Here is a 21,195-nt window from a genome sequence, read left to right on the forward strand (position 1 = left end):
ACCGATGGGGGAGTTATGCAAACAGATAGCCTGGCCCAGGAGGCCAAAAGCACCACGTTCAAATGGGTGGTGCCACGGCTGGCACTGATGATGTTCCTGCAATTTTTTGTCTGGGGAGCCTGGTACGTTACGCTTGGTGTGGTGATGGGCAAATACGGCTTGGCGGCGATCATTGGTGATGCCTATTCCACCGGGCCGATCGCCTCCATCCTGTCGCCTTTTGTGTTGGGTATGGTCGTCGATCGTTTCTTTGCCTCGCAAAAAGTGTTGGCTGTACTGCACCTGATTGGGGCTGGCCTGCTCTGGATGATGCCAGGGTTCTTTGCCGAGGGGCAGGGCAGCGGGCTGCTGTGGATCATCTTTGGCTATATGTTGTGCTACATGCCCACCATTGCCCTGAGCAATAACGTGGCATTTTACAGCCTGAGCAACAGTGAGAAGGCCTTCCCGATTGTGCGGGCGTTCGGCACCTTTGGCTGGATTGTCGCCGGGCTGATTGTCGGCACCAGCGGCCTGTCGGACAGTACCGATATCTTCACGCTGGCAGCCGTGGCCTCTCTGGCATTGGCGATTTACAGTTTTACGCTGCCGCATACCCCGGCACCGGAACGCGGCAAGCCAGTAAAAATGCGCGATCTGCTGTGCGCCGATGCTTTCGCGATGCTTAAGCAGCGCCATTTCCTGGTGTTTATCATCTGCGCCATGCTGATCTCGATCCCGCTGGCGGCGTATTACGCCTATGCCGCGCCGTTCGTAGCCGCGGCCGGTTTCACCAACGTGGGTGGTGTGATGTCGCTGGGGCAAATGTCCGAGCTGTTCTTCATGCTGCTGATCCCGTTCCTGTTTGCCCGCTTGGGGATCAAGTACATGCTGATGATCGGCATGCTTTCCTGGTTCCTACGCTACGTGATGTTCGCTCTGGGCATTACCGAAGAAATGCGCTGGATGATCTACCTCGGCATCATCCTGCATGGCATGTGCTATGACTTCTTCTTCGTTATCGGCTTTATCTATACCGATAAAGTGGCGGGGGACAAGGTGAAAGGCCAGGCACAAAGCCTGCTGGTGCTGTTCACCTACGGCATCGGTATGTTGATTGGTTCGCAGATCAGCGGTGCGCTGTTTAACCATATGGTGACGGCGGAAGGGGCTGCGGCGTTGCCGCAATGGCAGCATTTCTGGTGGTACCCGGCCTTTGGCGCATTGGCGATCGCCGCGCTGTTCTTCTTCACTTTCAACTACCGCGATATTCCAGCAGGGGAGAAACGCGATGGCTGATTTGCGGGTGCTGGTGGTGGGCTGCGGCAATATGGGGGCGTCCCATGCCGAGGCCTACCACGCTATGGAAGGGGTGACAATCTGCGGGCTGGTCGCTCGGGGCGAGTCGCGTGAGCTGCTCAATCAACGTTTGGGCGGCGGTTATCCCACCTTTAGCGACTTTGAGTTAGCGCTGGCGCAAACCCGGCCTGATGCCGTGTGCCTGACCACTTATCCGGACACCCACGAAGCCTACGCCTTGGCGGCGCTGGCCGCGGGATGTCATCTGTTTATCGAAAAGCCACTCGCCACCACGGTAGCAGGGGCTGAAAGGGTGATTGCTGCTGCTCATCAGGCACAACGACAGGTGGTGGTGGGTTATATCCTGCGCCATCACCCCTCCTGGCAACAGTTTGTGGAACTCGCTCGGGGTTTGGGTAAGCCCCTGGTGATGCGGATGAACCTCAATCAGCAAAGCCACGGGCAGATGTGGAATGTGCATCGCAACCTGATGCAGTCATTATCGCCAATTGTCGATTGCGGCGTACATTATCTGGACGTGATGTGTCAGATGGCCCAGGCGGAGCCGATCAGCGTAAGCGCTATCGGCGCCCGGCTGACCGATGACTTGCCGAAGGGGATGTATAACTACGGCCAGCTACAGGTGCGTTTTGCCGACGGATCGATCGGCTGGTACGAAGCGGGCTGGGGGCCGATGATCAGTGAAACGGCTTACTTTGTGAAAGACGTCATTGGGCCGCGCGGCGCGGTTTCGATCGTGGCCCGTCATCACGAAAGGGCTTCCGACGATGTCGGGGGGCATACCAAAACCGAATCATTGCGGGTGCATTACGCCGATTTAGACGATGAGAATCGCTTTAAGCGGCCGGATCGCTGGATCGATTGCCAGGATGAGCCGGACCATTTAGCGCTGTGCCTGAGTGAACAGCGTTACTTTTTGCGGGCTATTCGTGAGGGCCTGGATCTCAATCAGCATCTTCAGGATGCGCTAAACAGCTTACGGGTGGTGCTGGCGGCGGACGAAGCGGTACGCAGCCAACGCACGGTGATTTTAGGGAGAGAAGCATGAAGACGATGCAGGGGCCGGGGCTGTTTCTGGCGCAGTTTATCGCCGAGCAGGCCCCGTTTAATACGTTGGATGGCCTGGCGGAGTGGGCTGCCGGGCTGGGCTTCACCAGCGTCCAGATCCCCACGCTTGAGCCGGCCATTTTCGATCTGGCGCTGGCGGCGCGTAGTCAGGATTATTGTGATGAGATCGTCGCCCGGCTTGGGCGGCACGGTATTCGCATCAGCGAGCTGTCGACGCATTTGCAAGGGCAGTTGGTCGCCGTCCATCCGGCCTACGATCTGGCCTTTGACGGTTTTGCTCCGCCAGAAGTCCGGGGTAAACCACAGCTGCGGCAAGCCTGGGCAACGGAGCAACTGTTGCTGGCGGCACAGGCATCTCAGCGCTTGGGGCTAACGGCCCATGCGACCTTCTCTGGGGCGCTGGCGTGGCCCTATTTCTATCCGTGGCCCCCGCATAATGCGTTACTGTTGGAGGAGGCTTTCGAACAGTTGGCCAAGCGCTGGCTGCCGATCCTGGACGCCTTCGATCGGGCTGGTGTAGATGTGTGCTTTGAGCTGCATCCGGGGGAGGATTTACATGACGGCGTGACCTTTGAACGCTTTTTGGCCAAGGTCGGCAATCATCCCCGCTGCCATATTCTCTATGATCCGAGCCATCTGCATTTGCAGCAGATGGACTATCTGGGCTTTATCGATTGTTATCACCCACGTATCCGCGCATTTCACGTCAAAGATGCCGAATACCGCCCCAACGCCCGTAGCGGCGTTTATGGGGGCTACCAACCGTGGTTGGAAAGGCCTGGGCGCTTCCGTTCGTTGGGGGACGGGCAGATCGACTTCCCGGCGATTTTCAGCAAGCTGACGCAGTACGGCTTCCCTGGAGTCGCTACGTTGGAATGGGAGTGCTGCCTTAAGTCGCCGGAGGCTGGGGCACGCGAAGGTGCCGCCTTTATCGCCCGCCATATTATTCCGGTAGCGGAACGGGCCTTTGATGATTTTGCTGCGGTGGATACTGACCGTGAGCGAGTCAGAGCCATGCTGGGCGTGGAGGATGCATCATGAGATTGAAGCTGGGAATGGTAGGTGGTGGTGAAGGCGCGTTTATTGGCGCGGTGCATCGGCTGGCGGCGCGGATGGACGATGAGTTTGAGCTGGTCGCCGGGGCTTTCTCCTCCGATAGACAAAACTGTCTGTGCACCGGGGCGCTACTGCATCTGCAACCGGATCGCTGCTATGCCGATTTTAACCAGATGGCGTTGGCGGAAGCGGCACGCGAGGATGGAATTGATGTCGTTGCGATCGTGACCCCGAATCATTTGCACGCCCCAGTCGCCAGTGCCTTTCTCAACGCCGGGATTGATGTTATCTGCGATAAGCCCTTATGCACCTCCTATGCCGAGGCTCTGCAACTGGCACAAATGGTGCGCCACAGCGGCAGACAACTGATCCTGACCCATAACTACAGCGCCTACCCGCTGGTGCGTGAGGCACGTAGCCGGATATTGGCGGGGGAGTTGGGTGAGATCCGCTTCATTGAGGTGGAATATCTGCAGCAGTGGCTGGCAAAACCGCTAGAACTGACCGACAACAAGCAGGCCGGTTGGCGTGCGCAGCCGGAAAAAGCCGGATCCGGTTGCATCGGTGACGTAGGTACCCACGCTTGGCAACTGGCAGAGTTTGTCAGTGGCATGTTGCCTGAGGCGATCAGCGCTGAGCTGACGTCATTCATCGCGGGGCGCAAGCTGGATGACGACGTGCGAGTGCAGATGCGTTATGCCAACGGTGCCAAAGGTCGGCTCTGGGCTAGCCAGGTAGCCTGTGGTCATGAGAATGGGCTGAAGTTACGAGTTTACGGCAGTGAGGGCAGCCTGGAGTTTTGCCAGGAAAACCCGAACCAGCTGTGGATACGGCCTTTTGACGCGCCCCCCTATTGCATCACCCGCGCTTCGGCATTTCAGCACGTAGAGAACCGCCAATTGGCCCGCGTACCCGCAGGGCATCCTGAAGGTTATCTGGAAGGGTTTGGCCAGATTTACCGTGAAGCTGCCCGGTGTTTGCGTGACGGCCCTTCGGCGGCACCGTTGTTACCAGGGATTGAAACGGGTGTGCAAGGGATGGCGTTTATTGATGCCGCTCAGCGCAGTAGCCGTGCAGGGGGAGAGTGGGTGGAATTGATATCGCCATAAGTAATAAAGAATATTTTTTTATTCTTTTATTGCCGGGCGCCGCTCAGATAAAACTGTTGTTCACAGCACAGAATTTTATCAACGGAGCGGATCATGGCGAGCAAACTTTTCTCATTACGCAGTGCAGTATTGTTGGCTTTATCGCTCGGTGCAGCCAGTGCCCAGGCAGTGGACGTCACCGTGGCGTACCAGACCTCCGCCGAACCGGCCAAGGTGGCGCAGGCGGAAAACAGCTTTGCCAAACAGTCTGGCGCGACCGTTGACTGGCGCAAGTTCGACAGCGGCTCCAGCGTGTTGCGTGCGCTGGCCTCTGGCGACGTGCAGATTGGCAATATCGGCTCCAGCCCGCTGGCCGTGGCCGCCAGCCAGAAGCTCCCTATCGAAGTGTTCCTAATCGCCTCACAGCTGGGCAGTTCCGAAGCGCTGGTGGTGAAAAAGGACATCAAATCTCCCCAGGATCTGATCGGTAAGCGTATTGCGGTACCGTTCATTTCCACCACTCACTACAGCCTGCTGGCCTCTCTGAAACACTGGGGCATCAAACCTGACCAGGTGCAAATTCTCAACCTGCAACCGCCAGCCATTGCAGCGGCCTGGCAGCGTGGGGATATCGACGGGGCTTACGTATGGGCTCCGGTGGTCAATGAACTCGCCAAACAAGGCAAGGTGTTGACCGACTCCGAGCAGGTTGGCCAGTGGGGCTCACCAACGCTGGACGTGTGGGTAGTGCGCAAAGACTTTGCCGAGCAGCATCCGGAAGTCGTCACCGCGTTTGCTGCCAGCGCCCTGAAAGCGCAGAAGGCCTATCTGGCACAGCCGGAACAGTGGCTGAAAGACTCAAGCAACCTCAGCACGCTGGCTCGCCTGAGCGGAGTTCCGCCAGAGCAGGTGCCGGAACTGGTGAAGGGTAACCGCTACCTGCCGGTCGCCGATCAGATCACTCAACTGGGCCAGCCGGTAGATAAAGCCATTCGTGATACCGCCGAGTTCCTCAAGCAACAAGGCAAGATCCCGCAGGTGGACAGTGATTACAGTGCCTATGTGACCGACCGCTTTGTCAAACAGGTGCAGGCTGCGCCGCAGTCGTAAGGGGTCCGCCATGCTAAACGTTAACCATCTTTCGGCCGATTATCAGGGGCGTGCGGCGCTGCGCGATGTGTCGTTCCAGATAGCCAGAGGGCAATTGGTGGTGGTGTTGGGGCCTTCTGGCTGCGGCAAGACCACGTTGCTGAATTTGATCGCCGGGTTTATTGAGCCAACGGCAGGCAGCATTACGCTGGACGATGTCCCCATCAAAGGCCCGGGAGCCGAGCGGGGCGTGGTCTTCCAGCATGAAGGCTTACTGCCGTGGCGCAACGTGGTGGATAACGTGGAGTTTGGCTTACAGCTGGCCGGTGTGGCCAAGCCGCAACGCCGCAAGGTGGCGCAGCAGATGTTGCAACGTGTGGGGCTGACCGGCTATGAACAACACTTTATCTGGCAACTGTCCGGTGGGATGCGTCAGCGGGTGGGCATTGCCCGCGCCTTGGCTGCCGATCCTCGGCTATTGCTGCTGGATGAGCCTTTCGGGGCGCTGGACGCATTCACTCGCGAACAGATGCAGGAATTGCTGTTGAACATTTGGCGCGATACCGGCAAGCAGGTGCTGCTGATCACCCATGACATTGAAGAAGCGGTATTCCTGGCCAGCGAGCTGATACTGCTTTCTCCTGGCCCTGGGCAGGTGGTGGAGCGTTTATCGCTGAATTTTGGCCAGCGCTATGCCGCCGGAGAGGCTTGCCGCGCCATCAAGTCCGATCCTGAGTTTATCGCCCAGCGTGAATACGTGCTGGGCCGGGTGTTCCAACAGCGCGAGGCCTTGCTATGAGCCTGCATTCTGTTCTGAAAGCCGCAGTACCGACAGCGGTGCGTCAATCTCGTTTCACGCTGCCGCACAGCCTCAAGCTGAGCACGGCAACCTTGCTGGTGCTATTGGCGGTCTGGTGGGCGGTAACCGCCTTGCAACTGGTCAGCCCGTTATTTCTGCCCGCGCCGCAGCAGGTATTGCATCAGTTGGTGGTCATTGCCAGCCCGCAAGGCTTTATGGATGCCACGTTGTGGCAACACTTAGCCGCCAGCCTGGGCAGAATCCTGGTAGCGCTGCTTGCTGCGGTGGTCATCGGTGTCCCGGTGGGTATTGCGATGGGACTGAGTGAGACGGTACGTGGCCTGCTCGATCCCCTGATTGAAATTTATCGCCCGGTGCCGCCGCTGGCCTATCTGCCACTGATGGTGATCTGGTTTGGCATTGGCGAAACCTCGAAAATCCTGCTGATCTACCTGGCGATTTTTGCCCCGGTGACGCTTTCGACCGTGGCAGGCGTACGCAGCGTAGCGCAGGTGCGCATTCGTGCTGCACAAGCTTTGGGAGCCAACCGCTGGCAACTGTTGCGCTTTGTGGTGTTGCCCAGCGCGCTTCCGGAAATTCTGACCGGCATCCGTATTGGCCTGGGCGTCGGCTGGTCTACGCTGGTGGCCGCCGAACTGATTGCCGCCACGCGCGGTCTGGGATTCATGGTGCAGTCCGCAGGTGAGTTTTTGGCGACCGACGTAGTGATCGCCGGTATTAGCGTGATTGCGATAATTGCATTTGGTCTGGAGCTGGGGCTGCGTGCCTTACAGCGCCGTTTGACCCCTTGGCATGGAGTACAGCAATGAACGAACGTTTGGCAATTACCCCGTTGGGGCCTTATATCGGCGCGTTGGTGGAAAACGTCAATCTGGCGCGGCCACTGGGCGACGGCCAGTTTGAACAGCTTTACCATGCTTTGCTCAAACATCAGGTGCTGTTCCTGCGCGAACAGCCAATCACACCGCTACAACAGCGCGAGCTGGCAGGGCGCTTCGGCGATTTGCATATTCACCCGGTGTATCCACATGCTCCCGATGTGGAGGAGATCATTGTGCTGGATACCCATAACGATAACCCGCCGGATAACGACAACTGGCATACCGACGTTACCTTTATTGAAAACCCGCCGCAGGGGGCGATTTTAGCCGCCAAGCAGCTGCCGACGACCGGTGGGGACACGCTGTGGGCCAGCGGGATTGCCGCCTATGAGGCGTTGTCCGGACCCTTTAAGCGGCTGTTGGCCGGGTTGCAGGCGGAACATGACTTCACCAAGTCGTTCCCCGAGTATAAACATCGTGGCAGCGAGGAAGAGCATCAGCGCTGGCAGTTGGCCGTGCAGAAAAACCCACCTTTGCTGCATCCGGTGATCCGCACCCATCCGGTGACCGGCAAGCAGGCGCTGTTCGTCAATGAAGGGTTTACTACGCGGATTGTCGATCTGGCGGCGAAGGAGAGTGATGCCCTGCTGAGCTTCCTGTTTGCGCATATCACCAAGCCGGAGTTTCAGGTGCGCTGGCGCTGGCAGGCCAATGATATTGCCATCTGGGATAACCGGGTGACGCAGCATTACGCCAACGCGGATTACCTGCCGCAGCGGCGTATTATGCACCGCGCGACCATTCTGGGAGATAAGCCGTTCTATCGTGCCTGAGGATCACTCCACCATCAGGTTTCTGGAAAAGTTTCTCATATCTACTCCCGCTTTCCTGCGATACAGGCGTGCCTTACGTGCGCCTGTTGCCACTCTCTCGCCGGTTTCCTCAAACATTTCCGAAGCGTCAAAACGCCGCATCAGGCTTTTGCGCTGTACCGTATGCGACAAGATGATCTCAATCACTTCCTGCAACTGCCGAAGAGAAAGGCTCGGTGGAAGTGTTGTGGGAAATCTTTGGCGGCACGGTTAACAGCAAGGGCTACAAAGTGTTGGATCCGCATGTCGGGCTGATTTATGGAGACTCCATCATTCTGGAACGCGCCCAGGAAATTCTGCAACGGCTGGAAGCGAAAGGTTTTGCCAGTTCTAACGTAGTGTTTGGCATAGGTTCCTTTACTTATCAGTATAATACCCGCGATACTTTTGCTGGATAATCAGGATTGGCAGCAGGAACATGAAAACGCGCTTCCTGGATGGCAAACTCTATAACCAGGACTCACTGGAGCAGATCCGCCAGCGCATTGCCTGCCCCTCACCCCAACCCGCTCCCACAGGGAGAGGGAGCTGAATTGAGCTCGTAGGCGATTACAGAGTTAATATTTAACTAGTTGATATAAAGGATTATAACCAGAGTTAAGCTGTAGCACGATAGGCCCCCTCTCCCTTTGGGAGAGGGGGCGTTAAATCAACTCTCTGCTTCAAACGCCTGGGTCAGCGTCTCCAGCTGTTCCTGGGCATCCAGCCAGGTCATTTCCGTTTCTTCCAGAGCGGACTTGGCCTGGCTTTGCTTTTGCAGGCAGGCGGTCAGATCGGCTTTACGGCTGATGTCGTACAGCGCCGAGTCTGCCAGCTGTTCTTCCACCGCGGCCAATTCGGCACCCAGCTTATCCATCTGTTGTTCCAGCTTGGCGATCTGCTTACGCAGCGGTTGGGTTTGCGTACGGAATTCGGCTTCACGGCGCTTTTGGTCTTTACGCGCCTGGGCGCTGTTGCCGTTGTCCTGCTTCGGTGCGGCATCCTGCTGTGCCTGCTGCTTTTGCAGATCGCTAAGCCACTGCTGGTAATCGTCCAGATCGCCCTCGAACTGCTCCACCTGGCCATCGTGCACCAGATACAGATCGTCGGTAGTAGAACGCAGCAGATGGCGGTCGTGCGAAACCACCACCAATGCCCCCTCGAAATCGATCAGCGCTTCGGTCAACGCCTGGCGCATATCCAGATCCAGGTGGTTGGTCGGTTCATCGAGCAGCAGCAGGTTAGGGCGCTGCCAGACGATTAGCGCCAGCACCAGCCGTGCCTTTTCACCGCCGGAGAAACGTTCGGTGATTTCGGTGACTTTATCGCCCTGGAAGCCGAAGCCGCCAAGGTAATCGCGTAACTGCTGTTCTAACACGCGAGGGGCTATACGGCTCAGATGCTGCAGTGGCGACTCATCGGCGCGCAGGAACTCCAACTGATGCTGGGCGAAGTAACCCAGTTTGATACCCTTTGCCAGCCCGATCTCCCCGCTTAACGGCTCCAGCGTGCCAGCCAGCATTTTGATCAGCGTTGATTTACCGGCGCCGTTACGCCCCAACAGGCCAATACGTGAACCGGGCACCAGGTTGAGCTTGATTGACTGCAAGATCACTTTGTCACCATAGCCTGCGCTGACTTTTTCCATCCGCAGCAAGGGGTTTGGCAGACTTTCGGGTTGGCGGAAGCTAAACGTGAACGGATTATCGACGTGCGCTGGGGCAATCAGCTCCATCCGTTCCAGCATTTTGATGCGGCTCTGTGCCTGTTTGGCCTTGGTGGCCTGAGCACGGAAACGGTCAATATAGCTTTGCAGATGCGCCACTTTTTCCTGTTGGCTCTGATACAGCGACTGCTGCTGTGCCAGTTTGGTGACGCGCTGGCGCTCAAAGGAGGAATAGTTGCCGGTATATTCGTTGATGGTCTCATTTTCGATGTGCAGGATCTTGTCGACGATTGGGTCGAGGAAATCACGGTCATGCGAAATCAGCACCAGGGTGCCCGGATAGCTTTTCAGCCAGCGTTCCAGCCAGATCACTGCATCCAGATCCAGGTGGTTGGTGGGTTCGTCCAGCAATAGCAGATCGGAGCGGCAAACCAAAGCCTGAGCCAGGTTGAGGCGCATACGCCATCCGCCCGAGAAGGCGCGCACCGGGCTTTGCAGTTGCTCGTTGGAAAAGCCTAAACCGTGCAACAGGCTGGCGGCACGGGAACGGATGGTCCAGGCATCCAGGGCATCGAGCTTGCCGTGCAGCGTGGCGATGGCGTGGCCGTCGTTATTATCGTTTGCCACCTGTAATTCGGCTTCCAACTGGCGGAATTCCCGATCTCCATCGATAACATACTCAATGGCGGGCACGTCCAGTGCCGGAGTTTCCTGATTCACCCAGGCCAGCGCCCAGTTGTTTGGGAAGGTGTAGCTGCCACCGTCTGCGGCGATCTCACCTTTCAACAGGGCCAGCAGCGTGGATTTCCCACAGCCGTTCTTACCCACCAGGCCGACTTTCTGACCTGGATTAACCGTCGCCGTGGCGTTGTCCAACAGGACGCGGGTGCCGCGTCGGATTTGTAGCGAGGAGAAAACAATCATAAAGCGCCGTTTGTTCAGAGTATGTTAAATTGAATTGAGTTTACGTTAACAGGACGCGTAGCAGTCCTATTATTAGTCTTTGCGTTGCATGGTAACGGAAATCCGCCACCCTGACGACGCTTTGGAGGGGAATGATGTCACAGCCGCCGAAGGTTTTGCTGCTGTATGCCCATCCGGAATCCCAGGACTCGGTAGCAAACCGGGTTTTGTTACAACCGGCACAGCAGTTGGAACATGTCACCGTGCACGATTTATACGCGCACTATCCGGATTTCTTTATTGATATCCATCACGAACAACAGCTGCTGCGCGACCATCAGGTCATCGTTTTCCAACACCCTTTATATACCTATAGCTGCCCGGCCTTGCTGAAAGAGTGGCTGGACCGTGTGCTGTCCCGTGGCTTTGCCAGTGGGATGGGCGGTAATGCGCTGGCAGGCAAATACTGGCGTTCGGTGATCACTACCGGGGAGCCGGAAGGCGCCTATCGCACCGGCGGTTATAATCGCTATCCGATCGAGGATATTCTGCGCCCTTTTGAACTGACTGCGGCCATGTGTCATATGCACTGGCTGACGCCGATCCTCGTCTACTGGGCACGCCGCCAGAAACCGGAAGTGCTGAGCAGCCACGCCAGCGCCTATGGCGATTGGTTGCGTAACCCCTTACCGCATACCGGGAGGCACTGATGGAAGGTTCCGCGCTATTAACCGCCATACTGCTGTTCCTGTTTGCCGCGGTGGTGACAGTACCCATTGCCCGTCGCCTGGGGATCGGGGCTGTTTTAGGCTATCTGATCGCCGGTATCGCCATCGGCCCGTGGGGATTGGGATTCATTCGGGATGTGGATGAAATTCTGCATTTCTCCGAGTTGGGTGTGGTGTTCCTGATGTTTATCATCGGGCTGGAACTGAACCCGGCCAAACTATGGGAACTGCGTCGTTCGATCTTTGGTGTCGGTGCCGGGCAGGTATTGGTCACGGCGGCAGTGCTTGGCGCGCTGCTGTATTTCAGCCATTTCGCCTGGCAGGCGGCAGTGATCGGCGGCATTGGTCTGGCCATGTCATCGACGGCCATGGCGCTGCAACTGATGCGTGAAAAGGGGATGAACCGTAACGAGGGGGGCCAGCTAGGTTTCTCGGTGCTGCTGTTCCAGGATATGGCGGTGATCCCGGCGTTAGCGTTGATCCCGATCCTGGCCGGTGGCGCAGGCACCAGCGATGATTGGGCGAAAATCGCCATGAAGGTTGCGGCCTTCGGCGGCATGCTGATCGGCGGGCGTTTCCTGTTACGCCCGTTATTTCGTTATATCGCCTCATCTGGAGTGCGTGAAATATTTACGGCCGCCGCGTTGTTGGTGGTACTGGGGGCTGCGCTGTTTATGGATGCCCTTGGTCTGTCGATGGCATTGGGGACTTTTATCGCCGGGGTGTTGCTCGCAGAGAGCGAATATCGCCATGAGCTGGAAATCGCCATTGAGCCTTTCAAAGGGCTGCTGCTCGGGCTGTTCTTCATCTCGGTAGGCATGGCACTGAATATGGGCGTGTTGTATACCCATCTGCTGGAAGTGCTGCTTGGCGTGGTGATCCTGGTGGCGGTGAAGTCGGGTGTATTGTACTCGATGGCGCGTATCTTTGGCCTGCGACGCTCGGTACGTCTGCAATTTTCCGGGGTGCTGAGCCAGGGTGGTGAGTTCGCCTTCGTGCTGTTCTCGGCGGCGTCGACACAGCATATCTTTGACGACGATCAACTGGCCTTGCTGCTGGTCGTGGTGACGCTCTCAATGATGACCACGCCGCTGCTGATGCAGATTATCGATCGCATTCTGGCCCGCCGTTATAACGCCAAGGATGAGGATGAAGAGGCTCCCTACGTGGCAGACGACGATCCGCAGGTAATCATCGTCGGCTTCGGCCGCTTCGGGCAGGTGATTGGCCGCTTACTGATGGCTAACAAGAAGCGTATCACCGTGCTTGAGCGGGACGTTAGCGCGGTTGGCGTATTGCGCCGATACGGTTACAAGGTTTACTACGGGGATGCCACGGAGCTGGAACTGCTGCGGGCAGCCGGTGCGGCAAAAGCCAAATCTATCGTTATTACCTGTAATGAGCCGGAAGATACCATGGCCATTGTCCATCTGTGCCAGCAGCACTTCCCCAACCTGTCCATTTTGGCGCGGGCGCGGGGGCGTGTGGAAGCGCATGAGTTGCTACAGGCTGGCGTAAAACAGTTTAGCCGGGAAACCTTCTCCAGCGCTCTGGAGCTGGGGCGCAAGGCGTTAACGGAGTTGGGGATGCACCCGCATCAGGCTTATCGCGCTCAGCAGCATTTTCGCCGTCTGGATATGCGCATGCTGCGTGAACTGATGCCTCCGCATCTGGGGGACGTGGCCCAGATTTCCCGCGTGAAAGAAGCCCGGCGCGAGCTGGAAGAACTTTTCCATCGTGAAATGCAAAAAGAAAAACGGCAGTTCGATGGTTGGGATGAATACGAATAATTCGGAGCACAATGATGTCTGCAACACGTAAAAGATTTATCGCCGGGGCGGTTTGCCCAAGCTGTAACGCTATGGATACGCTGGCGGTTTGGCGTGAAGACCAGGTTGAAGTGGTGGAGTGCGTCAAGTGTGGCCACCATCAGCGCCAGACCGAGCAACAGGTGGAAAAACACGTTCGTCCGCAGGAGCAGGTGATCGGTATTTTTCATCCAGAGTAGCGTTATCTGCCGTGATTTTTTATGCTGAAGGGTACAGCGCTGGAGATTTCCGCTACAATCTCCACCGATTTAGTTTCCAACGGTAGGAGATATCATGAAAGTAACAAAAGACTTGGTGGTCAGCCTGGCTTACCAAGTACGTACAGAAGACGGTGTTTTGGTTGATGAGTCTCCGGTGAGTGCACCGTTGGACTATCTGCACGGGCATGGCTCTCTGATCGCAGGTCTGGAAAAAGCGCTCGAAGGTCACGAAGCGGGCGATCGTTTCGACGTTCATGTTGCCGCTAACGAAGCTTACGGCAACTACGATGAAAACCTGGTGCAGCGCGTTCCTAAAGACGTCTTTATGGGCGTTGATGAACTGCAGGTAGGTATGCGCTTCCTGGCTGATACCGATCAGGGCCCGGTTCCGGTTGAAATCACCGAAGTTGATGGTGACCACGTAGTGGTTGATGGTAACCACATGCTGGCTGGCCAAGACCTGAACTTCCACGTAGAAGTTGTAGCGCTCCGTGAAGCGACCGAAGAAGAACTGGCCCACGGCCATGTTCACGGTGAGCACGATCATCACCACGAACACGGTGACGGCTGCTGCGGCGGTCATGGCCACGATCACGACCACGATCATGACCACGGCAAGAAAGGCGGCTGTGGTGGCAACGGTGGTTGCGGCTGCCACTAATTCTGGTGCTGTAACTGCAACAAAAGGTCGCTTCGGCGGCCTTTTTTAGTAATGCGGGGGCGGCGTCTCTTCCGACTGCGAGGCGATCATCGAAGGTTGGCTGGCGCGCAGTTTGTCGGTCAGCAGGCGCAGATGCTCTTGTATCTTCAGCATTTCAAGCTGATGCTGCACCACGGTTTGATTGAGCTCCTCAATCGTCACTTCCTGAAAGGCCTGGCGGCTTTCCATCTCTTCCAACCGCAGAAGCAGGTTCTCGTAGTTTTTCTCGTGCATGATGTTACCTCTGGCACTGTTAAATCCGGGATTCTGGCACTATGTTATCAGTAGCGGTCGGCTTTGTGCCTGCCAATTTCGGCAAGCGGTTTTTCACTGCCGTAGAGCGGACAATTCAATCCGCAAAGTCGTTAAATAAAATCGTTAATTATCAATGCTATTTTTATTTTTCTTGAACTTTGCTACCAATATGAGGTCACATCTTGACTCGATTGGTTACCTGTGTGACTGTTTTGTTTTGTTTCAGGCAGCTATAGTAGCCCGGTTAACTTACTTAATGATGGTTTGAGGCACCGCTTCAGACACTGGAGAAATGGATGAAATCTTTGTTTAAAGTCACGCTTCTGGCAACCACTATGGCTCTTGCTCTGAATGCGACCCAAGTTATGGCAGCCGATGCGGCCAAACCTGCTGATGCAGCTACCGTTACCACTACCGGTGAGGTTGCGCCTGCTGCTGAAGCGGCTAAACCTGCAGAAGCACCAAGCACCGGCAAGTTCAAGAATGACGATGAGCAGGTAGCTTACGCACTGGGTGTTCAACTCGGCCGCTACATGGAAAACTCGCTGGATGAACAAGAAAAACTGGGCATCAAGCTGGACAAAGACGTGATGCTCGGGGCTGTTAAGGACGCGTTTGCCAAGCAAAGCAAGCTGAATGACTCTGACATCGAAAAAACCCTGCAAGGTTTTGAAGTGCGCGTGAAGGCTTCCGCTCAGGCGAAGATGGAGCAGGACGCGAAAGAAAACGAAGCGAAAGGCGCTAAATACGCTGAAGCCTTCGCCAAAGAAAAAGGCGCGAAGAAAACCGAATCTGGTCTGCTGTACAAAGTAGAGAAAGAAGGGACCGGTGAAGCACCGAAAGACAGCGATACCGTAGTGGTAAACTACAAAGGTACCCTGACCGACGGCACCGTGTTTGACAACTCCTACGATCGCGGCGAGCCATTGTCATTCCGTCTGGACGGCGTGATCCCAGGCTGGACCGAAGGCCTGAAGCACATCAAGAAAGGTGGCAAGATCAAACTGGTTATCCCACCGGCACTGGCCTACGGCAAAAATGGCGTTCCAGGGATCCCTGCCAACTCCACGCTGGTGTTTGATGTTGAACTGCTGGATGTGAAACCAGCAGCCAAGGCTGACGACAAAACAGAAAAAGCGGCTGACGAAGCTGCTGCAGACGCTAAAGCCAAATAAGTCTGAGATTTTCCCAACCGCCGCGAATGTCCTTCGCGGCGGTTTTCATTTCTGCACGACCAAGAATGCAAAATATCCTGCAACTTTACTTCCTGTCTCTACTGATCGCTTGACGCCTGCCGGGCATCGGGCTTAACGTCAATATCACGCGCAAATGTAAGAACCAGCATCTGACCGTTTTGCTAGACTCTGGGTCTGAACTTATGAATCATGCGCCTGCCCCTTAGGGCGTGTACCTAAAACTGCTCCCGGCAGCGATTGTCTCCTGCGCGAGCCGTTTTAGTTGCGTCCCCTGGCACAGGCGATCTATGTAGGTGGTATCTTCGATGTCAAATTCGCTTTTATCCAGCGAAGCCAGCGAACTTGATTTGCTGAATGAGCGTCCGTTTAGTCAGACGGACCATGAAATCCTGAAGTCGTATGAAGTCGTGGTCGACGGGCTGGCGATGCTGATTGGTGGGCACTGCGAAATCGTGCTGCACTCCCTGGAGGATCTGAAATGCTCCGCCGTGCGTATCGCCAATGGCGAGCACACCGGGCGTAAAATCGGTTCGCCGATCACCGATCTGGCACTGCGCATGCTGCACGATATGGCGGGCGATGACAGCAGCGTCTCCAAAGCCTATTTCACCCGGGCCAAAAGTGGCGTGTTGATGAAGTCGGTGACGATTGCCATCCGCAATCGCGAACAGCGGGTGATCGGCCTGCTGTGTATCAACATGAACCTTGATGTGCCGTTCTCGCAGATCATCCAGACCTTTATGCCGCCGGAAACGCAGGAGGTAGCTTCCTCTGTCAACTTTGCCTCCTCGGTTGACGATCTGGTAGCGCAGACGTTGGAGTTCACCATCGAAGAGGTGAATGCCGATCGCAACGTGTCCAATAACGCCAAAAATCGCCAGATCGTACTCAACCTGTATGAGAAAGGCATTTTTGATATCAAGGACGCGATCAATCAGGTTGCCGATCGCCTGAATATCTCCAAACATACCGTTTACCTGTATATCCGCCAGTTCAAGAGTGGTGATCTGCTGGGCAATGAGCGCTGATGCTTAACTACTGCCTATTGGTCACTGGCCCGGCTTATGGTACTCAGCAAGCGAGCAGCGCCTGGCAATTCGCCCAGGCCCTGTTGGCGGCAGGCCACCGCATTACCAGCGTTTTTTTCTATCGCGAAGGGGTGCTGAATGCTAACCAGCTATCATCTCCGGCCAGCGATGAGTTCGATCTGGTGCGTGCGTGGGTTGATCTGGCACAGCGGCATGGTGTGGAGCTTAACGTCTGTGTGGCGGCAGCTTTGCGCCGTGGCGTGGCCGATGAGCAAGAAGCCGCACAGCTGGCATTGGCGGCCGCTAACCTGCAGCCGGGGTTTACCCTCAGCGGTTTAGGCTCATTGGCAGAAGCGGCGCTGAGCAACGATCGTCTGGTACAGTTTTAAGTGAGTAGAATGAAGCGAGTTGCGTTTGTATTTACCCAAGGGCCACATGGCAGTGCGGCTGGCAGAGAAGGGCTGGATGCGGTACTGGCGACGTCGGCACTGAGCGAGGATATCGGCGTGTTTTTTGTCGGCGATGGCGTGTTGCAACTGCTGCCGGGCCAACAACCCGAAAAGATCCTGGCCCGCAATTACATCGCCACCTTTGGTGTATTGCCGCTGTATGACGTTGATAACTGCTATCTCTGCGCGACGGCCATCCAGGAGCGCGGGCTGCAACAGGTCACCGACTGGGTGTTGAAGGCCGAAATTCTGCCGCCAGAGACTCTGCGCGAGAAACTGGCCGCTTACGATGTGGTCATGACTTTCTAGGATACTTTGATGCTGTATACCCTAAGCCATTCCCCAACCCGTTGCGACCTGCCTGCGTTGTTAAGGCTCACCAGAGAAGGTGATGCCCTGTTGTTGTTGCAAGACGGCTTACTGGCCGGCCTGGCCGGTAGCGCCAGCCTTGATTTATTGCTTAATGCCCCCATATCCCTTTATGCGCTGCAGGACGATCTGGATGCCAGAGGCCTGTCTGGTCATTTTTCACCCAAAATCACGCTGATCGGTTATACTGACTTCGTTGTGTTAACCGAGACACACCACAGCCAAATGGCATGGTAATGCGTGTGATGTTGTATATTTCTTGACACCTCTACCAGTCAGCCATAAAATTCTGCGTCCTCGTACTGTGCCAATAGTGCATACGGGGGATTTATCACATGTTTACGAAGCAAAAAACGAAGCAAAACCCAGGAGCTTTTTTTAATGACTACGATTAATCAGCTGGTTCGCAAACCACGCTCTGTGAAGGCTGCTAAAAGCAACGTTCCAGCGCTGGAAGCTTGCCCGCAGAAACGTGGCGTATGTACTCGCGTATATACTACCACCCCGAAAAAACCAAACTCCGCACTGCGTAAAGTTTGCCGTGTGCGTTTGACTAACGGTTTCGAAGTGAGTTCTTACATTGGTGGCGAAGGCCACAACCTGCAGGAACACTCCGTAATCCTGATCCGTGGCGGTCGTGTTAAAGACTTGCCAGGTGTGCGTTACCACACCGTCCGTGGTGCACTTGACTGCTCCGGCGTTAAAGACCGTAAGCAAGCTCGTTCCAAGTACGGCGTGAAGAAGCCAAAGGCTTAATGGTTCTCCGTTAAGTAAGGCCAAACATTTTAATGTCAAAATAAACTCGTAGAGTTTTGGACAATCCTGAAATTTTCAACGGAGTATTTCCATGCCACGTCGTCGCGTAATAGGCCAACGTAAAATCCTGCCAGATCCTAAGTTCGGATCCGAGCTGTTGGCTAAATTTGTAAACATTCTGATGGTAGATGGCAAGAAATCTACTGCAGAAGCAATCGTCTATACCGCGCTGGAGACCCTGGCTCAGCGTTCTGGTAAAGGTCACCTGGAAGCTTTCGAAGTCGCTCTCGACAACGTGCGCCCGACTGTAGAAGTTAAGTCTCGCCGCGTTGGTGGTTCTACTTACCAGGTACCAGTTGAAGTTCGTCCGGTTCGTCGTAATGCCCTGGCAATGCGTTGGATCGTTGATGCCGCTCGTAAACGTGGTGATAAATCCATGGCTCTGCGCCTGGCGAACGAACTGTCTGATGCAGCAGAGAACAAAGGTTCTGCTGTTAAGAAGCGTGAAGACGTTCACCGTATGGCAGAAGCCAACAAGGCGTTCGCCCACTACCGCTGGTAATCCATGCAGTAGTTTTGCTAACCAAGTGGGCGCTTCAAGAAGCCAACCCGCTTGGTTTCACCGAACCGCCTAAGGCAATAGAGGAATCAAATGGCTCGTACAACACCCATTGAGCGCTACCGTAATATCGGTATCAGTGCTCACATCGACGCCGGTAAGACCACAACTACCGAACGTATCCTGTTCTACACCGGTGTAAACCACAAAATCGGTGAAGTTCATGACGGCGCCGCCACCATGGACTGGATGGAACAAGAGCAGGAGCGTGGTATTACCATTACTTCTGCAGCGACAACTGCTTTCTGGTCTGGTATGGCCAAGCAGTTTGAGCCGCACCGTGTAAACATCATCGACACCCCAGGGCACGTTGACTTCACCATCGAAGTAGAACGTTCCATGCGTGTGCTTGATGGCGCGGTAATGGTTTACTGTGCTGTTGGTGGTGTTCAGCCACAGTCTGAAACCGTATGGCGTCAGGCTAACAAATACAAAGTGCCACGCATCGCGTTCGTTAACAAAATGGACCGTATGGGTGCCAACTTCCTGAAAGTTGTTGGTCAGCTTAAATCTCGTCTGGGCGCAAACCCGGTTCCATTGCAGCTGGCAATTGGCGCAGAAGAGAAATTCACCGGTGTTGTTGACCTGGTGAAAATGAAAGCCATCAACTGGAACGAAGCTGATGCAGGCGTGACCTTCGAATACGAAGAGATCCCAGCTGACATGCAAGAACTGGCTGCTGAATGGCACCAGAATCTGGTTGAGTCTGCTGCTGAAGCCTCAGATGAGCTGATGGACAAATACCTGGGCGGCGAAGAGCTGACCGAGGAAGAAATCAAGAAAGCTCTGCGTCAGCGCGTGCTGAACAACGAAGTGATTCTGGTAACCTGTGGTTCTGCCTTTAAAAACAAAGGCGTACAGGCAATGCTGGATGCGGTTATCGAATACCTGCCAGCGCCAAATGACGTTGAAGCTATCAACGGTATTCTGGACGACGGTAAAGACACCCCTGCTGTACGTCATTCTGACGACTCAGAGCCGTTCTCTGCACTGGCGTTCAAAATCGCTACCGACCCATTCGTGGGTAACCTGACGTTCTTCCGTGTGTATTCTGGCGTTGTTAACTCCGGTGACACCGTTCTGAACTCCGTGAAGGCCGCGCGTGAGCGTCTGGGCCGTATCGTTCAGATGCACGCTAACAAGCGTGAAGAGATTAAAGAAGTTCGTGCAGGCGACATCGCTGCAGCAATCGGTCTGAAAGACGTAACTACCGGTGATACGCTGTGTGATCCTGCTAGCCCGATCATTCTTGAGCGTATGGAGTTCCCTGAGCCGGTAATCTCCGTAGCGGTAGAACCAAAAACCAAAGCTGACCAGGAAAAAATGGGTCTGGCTCTGGGCCGTCTGGCGAAGGAAGACCCATCATTCCGCGTATGGACTGACGAAGAATCAGGTCAGACCATCATCGCAGGTATGGGTGAACTTCACCTGGATATCTTGGTTGACCGTATGCGTCGTGAATTTAACGTTGAAGCGAACGTGGGTAAACCACAGGTTGCTTACCGTGAAGCGATTCGCGCGAAAGTTACTGACATCGAAGGTAAACACGCCAAGCAGTCTGGTGGTCGTGGTCAGTATGGTCATGTTGTTATCGACATGTACCCACTGGAGCCGGGCTCAAATCCGAAAGGCTACGAGTTCATCAATGACATTAAAGGTGGTGTGATCCCAACGGAATACATCCCTGCCATTGATAAAGGTCTTCAGGAGCAACTTAAGTCTGGTCCACTGGCCGGTTATCCGGTAGTTGATCTCGGTGTGCGTCTGCATTTCGGTTCTTTCCACGATGTTGACTCCTCCGAATTGGCGTTTAAACTGGCCGCGTCTATCGCCTTTAAAGATGGCTTTAAGAAAGCAAAACCTGTTTTGCTTGAGCCTATCATGAAGGTTGAAGTTGAAACGCCGGAAGAGAACACTGGTGACGTCATCGGTGACCTTAGCCGTCGTCGTGGTCAACTGAAAGGTCAGGAATCCAACGCTACTGGCGTTCAGATTCACGCTGAAGTTCCGTTGTCCGAGATGTTTGGATACGCAACTCAACTGCGTTCTCTGACCAAAGGCCGTGCTTCTTACTCCATGGAGTTCCTGAAGTACGATGATGCGCCGAACAACGTCGCTCAGGCCGTTATTGAAGCCCGTGGTAAATAAGCTTTCGGGTTTAACACATTGATCAGTGCTCTCTCCATGAGGGGGGAGCAAAAGAGTTAAGGAATATAGCCGTGTCTAAAGAAAAATTTGAACGTTCCAAACCGCACGTTAACGTTGGTACTATCGGCCACGTTGACCACGGTAAAACTACCCTGACCGCTGCAATCACTACCGTTCTGGCTAAAACCTACGGTGGTTCTGCACGTGCTTTCGACCAGATCGATAACGCGCCAGAAGAAAAAGCTCGTGGTATCACC

The 21,195-nt window shown here is 55.3% G+C and carries 23 protein-coding genes and 2 pseudogenes; 22 read left to right on the plus strand and 3 right to left on the minus strand.

From position 1 onward, the window contains the following. Positions 1-15 precede the first annotated feature (15 nt). From A6U95_RS14540 to tauD, 8 genes are all read left to right on the plus strand, one after another. Positions 16-1,278 carry an MFS transporter gene (locus A6U95_RS14540; RefSeq protein ID WP_065684961.1) on the plus strand — a complete coding sequence of 421 codons (1,263 nt, stop codon included), beginning with the start codon at positions 16-18 and terminating at the stop codon, positions 1,276-1,278. Further along, the gene (locus A6U95_RS14545; RefSeq protein WP_065684962.1) at positions 1,271-2,347 is read left to right on the plus strand and encodes a Gfo/Idh/MocA family oxidoreductase; all 1,077 of its coding nucleotides are present in this window, start codon (positions 1,271-1,273) and stop codon (positions 2,345-2,347) included. The genes A6U95_RS14540 and A6U95_RS14545 overlap by 8 nt, the downstream gene beginning before the upstream one ends. Then, positions 2,344-3,408, plus strand: coding sequence for a sugar phosphate isomerase/epimerase (locus A6U95_RS14550; protein WP_065684963.1), 1,065 nt, complete (start codon positions 2,344-2,346; stop codon positions 3,406-3,408). The genes A6U95_RS14545 and A6U95_RS14550 overlap by 4 nt, the downstream gene beginning before the upstream one ends. Further along, entirely contained in the window at positions 3,405-4,532 is a 1,128-nt protein-coding gene (locus A6U95_RS14555; RefSeq protein ID WP_065684964.1) for a Gfo/Idh/MocA family oxidoreductase, read from the plus strand. Before A6U95_RS14550 ends, A6U95_RS14555 begins: the two co-directional genes overlap by 4 nt. A gap of 93 nt (positions 4,533-4,625) precedes the next feature. Next, the gene (gene tauA, locus A6U95_RS14560) at positions 4,626-5,621 is read left to right on the plus strand and encodes a taurine ABC transporter substrate-binding protein (RefSeq protein ID WP_024530822.1); all 996 of its coding nucleotides are present in this window, start codon (positions 4,626-4,628) and stop codon (positions 5,619-5,621) included. 10 nt (positions 5,622-5,631) lie between these two features. Beyond that, on the plus strand, positions 5,632-6,399 hold the full coding sequence (tauB, locus tag A6U95_RS14565) for a taurine ABC transporter ATP-binding subunit (RefSeq protein WP_065684965.1): 768 nt from the start codon (positions 5,632-5,634) through the stop codon (positions 6,397-6,399). Beyond that, positions 6,396-7,229 (plus strand): taurine ABC transporter permease TauC, encoded by an 834-nt coding sequence (tauC, locus tag A6U95_RS14570; protein WP_065684966.1) that lies wholly within the window; start codon positions 6,396-6,398, stop codon positions 7,227-7,229. The genes tauB and tauC overlap by 4 nt, the downstream gene beginning before the upstream one ends. Then, the gene (gene tauD / locus A6U95_RS14575; RefSeq protein WP_065684967.1) at positions 7,226-8,074 is read left to right on the plus strand and encodes a taurine dioxygenase; all 849 of its coding nucleotides are present in this window, start codon (positions 7,226-7,228) and stop codon (positions 8,072-8,074) included. The genes tauC and tauD overlap by 4 nt, the downstream gene beginning before the upstream one ends. 3 nt (positions 8,075-8,077) lie before the next feature. On the opposite strand, the pseudogene A6U95_RS14580 reads toward tauD, so the two are convergent. After that, positions 8,078-8,281 (minus strand): annotated as a pseudogene (locus A6U95_RS14580) (NUDIX hydrolase); the annotation flags it as partial. On the opposite strand from A6U95_RS14580, the pseudogene A6U95_RS30335 reads away from it, so the two are divergent. Further along, positions 8,269-8,645 (plus strand): annotated as a pseudogene (locus A6U95_RS30335) (hypothetical protein); the annotation flags it as partial. The pseudogenes A6U95_RS14580 and A6U95_RS30335 overlap by 13 nt on opposite strands. Before the next feature lie 117 nt (positions 8,646-8,762). On the opposite strand, the gene A6U95_RS14590 reads toward A6U95_RS30335, so the two are convergent. Then, complete coding sequence (locus tag A6U95_RS14590) at positions 8,763-10,682, minus strand: ABC transporter ATP-binding protein (protein ID WP_024530829.1); 1,920 nt, start codon at positions 10,680-10,682, stop codon at positions 8,763-8,765. Positions 10,683-10,816: 134 nt separating this feature from the next. Between A6U95_RS14590 and kefG the strand changes: the two genes are divergently transcribed. From kefG to slyD, 4 genes are all read left to right on the plus strand, one after another. Continuing rightward, complete coding sequence (kefG, locus tag A6U95_RS14595; RefSeq protein ID WP_024482696.1) at positions 10,817-11,371, plus strand: glutathione-regulated potassium-efflux system ancillary protein KefG; 555 nt, start codon at positions 10,817-10,819, stop codon at positions 11,369-11,371. Beyond that, positions 11,371-13,179: a glutathione-regulated potassium-efflux system protein KefB gene (kefB, locus tag A6U95_RS14600; protein ID WP_065684969.1), complete on the plus strand. Its 1,809-nt coding sequence runs from the start codon at positions 11,371-11,373 to the stop codon at positions 13,177-13,179. Before kefG ends, kefB begins: the two co-directional genes overlap by 1 nt. A gap of 14 nt (positions 13,180-13,193) precedes the next feature. Continuing rightward, positions 13,194-13,397, plus strand: coding sequence for a YheV family putative zinc ribbon protein (locus A6U95_RS14605; protein WP_037376686.1), 204 nt, complete (start codon positions 13,194-13,196; stop codon positions 13,395-13,397). Between the two features lie 94 nt (positions 13,398-13,491). Next, entirely contained in the window at positions 13,492-14,079 is a 588-nt protein-coding gene (slyD, locus tag A6U95_RS14610; protein WP_021181645.1) for a peptidylprolyl isomerase, read from the plus strand. A 45-nt stretch (positions 14,080-14,124) separates the two neighbouring features. Here the strand turns inward: slyD and A6U95_RS14615 are convergent, their stop codons facing one another. Further along, on the minus strand, positions 14,125-14,352 hold the full coding sequence (locus A6U95_RS14615; protein ID WP_024482693.1) for a SlyX family protein: 228 nt from the start codon (positions 14,350-14,352) through the stop codon (positions 14,125-14,127). 317 nt (positions 14,353-14,669) lie between these two features. On the opposite strand from A6U95_RS14615, the gene fkpA reads away from it, so the two are divergent. The 9 genes from fkpA to A6U95_RS14660 all read left to right on the plus strand — a co-directional run. Further along, a complete protein-coding gene (fkpA, locus tag A6U95_RS14620; RefSeq protein WP_065684970.1) occupies positions 14,670-15,548 on the plus strand; it encodes an FKBP-type peptidyl-prolyl cis-trans isomerase in 879 nt (292 codons plus the stop codon). A 326-nt stretch (positions 15,549-15,874) separates the two neighbouring features. Beyond that, positions 15,875-16,597, plus strand: coding sequence for a transcriptional regulator (locus A6U95_RS14625; RefSeq protein ID WP_024482691.1), 723 nt, complete (start codon positions 15,875-15,877; stop codon positions 16,595-16,597). After that, on the plus strand, positions 16,597-16,986 hold the full coding sequence (gene tusD, locus A6U95_RS14630) for a sulfurtransferase complex subunit TusD (RefSeq protein ID WP_065684971.1): 390 nt from the start codon (positions 16,597-16,599) through the stop codon (positions 16,984-16,986). Before A6U95_RS14625 ends, tusD begins: the two co-directional genes overlap by 1 nt. 9 nt (positions 16,987-16,995) lie before the next feature. Next, a complete protein-coding gene (gene tusC, locus A6U95_RS14635) occupies positions 16,996-17,355 on the plus strand; it encodes a sulfurtransferase complex subunit TusC (RefSeq protein WP_065684972.1) in 360 nt (119 codons plus the stop codon). A gap of 9 nt (positions 17,356-17,364) precedes the next feature. After that, positions 17,365-17,652, plus strand: coding sequence for a sulfurtransferase complex subunit TusB (tusB, locus tag A6U95_RS14640; protein ID WP_065684973.1), 288 nt, complete (start codon positions 17,365-17,367; stop codon positions 17,650-17,652). Between the two features lie 144 nt (positions 17,653-17,796). After that, positions 17,797-18,171 carry a 30S ribosomal protein S12 gene (rpsL, locus tag A6U95_RS14645; protein WP_021181638.1) on the plus strand — a complete coding sequence of 125 codons (375 nt, stop codon included), beginning with the start codon at positions 17,797-17,799 and terminating at the stop codon, positions 18,169-18,171. A gap of 91 nt (positions 18,172-18,262) precedes the next feature. Continuing rightward, positions 18,263-18,733: a 30S ribosomal protein S7 gene (gene rpsG, locus A6U95_RS14650; RefSeq protein WP_021181637.1), complete on the plus strand. Its 471-nt coding sequence runs from the start codon at positions 18,263-18,265 to the stop codon at positions 18,731-18,733. Positions 18,734-18,823: 90 nt separating this feature from the next. Then, complete coding sequence (fusA, locus tag A6U95_RS14655) at positions 18,824-20,938, plus strand: elongation factor G (RefSeq protein ID WP_021181636.1); 2,115 nt, start codon at positions 18,824-18,826, stop codon at positions 20,936-20,938. 71 nt (positions 20,939-21,009) lie between these two features. Then, the coding region (locus A6U95_RS14660; RefSeq protein ID WP_037376754.1) for a GTP-binding protein at positions 21,010-21,195 on the plus strand (186 nt) is incomplete at its 3' end.

The sequence above is a fragment of the Serratia sp. 14-2641 genome, assembly GCF_001692375.1.
Classification (GTDB): domain Bacteria; phylum Pseudomonadota; class Gammaproteobacteria; order Enterobacterales; family Enterobacteriaceae; genus Chania; species Chania fonticola_C.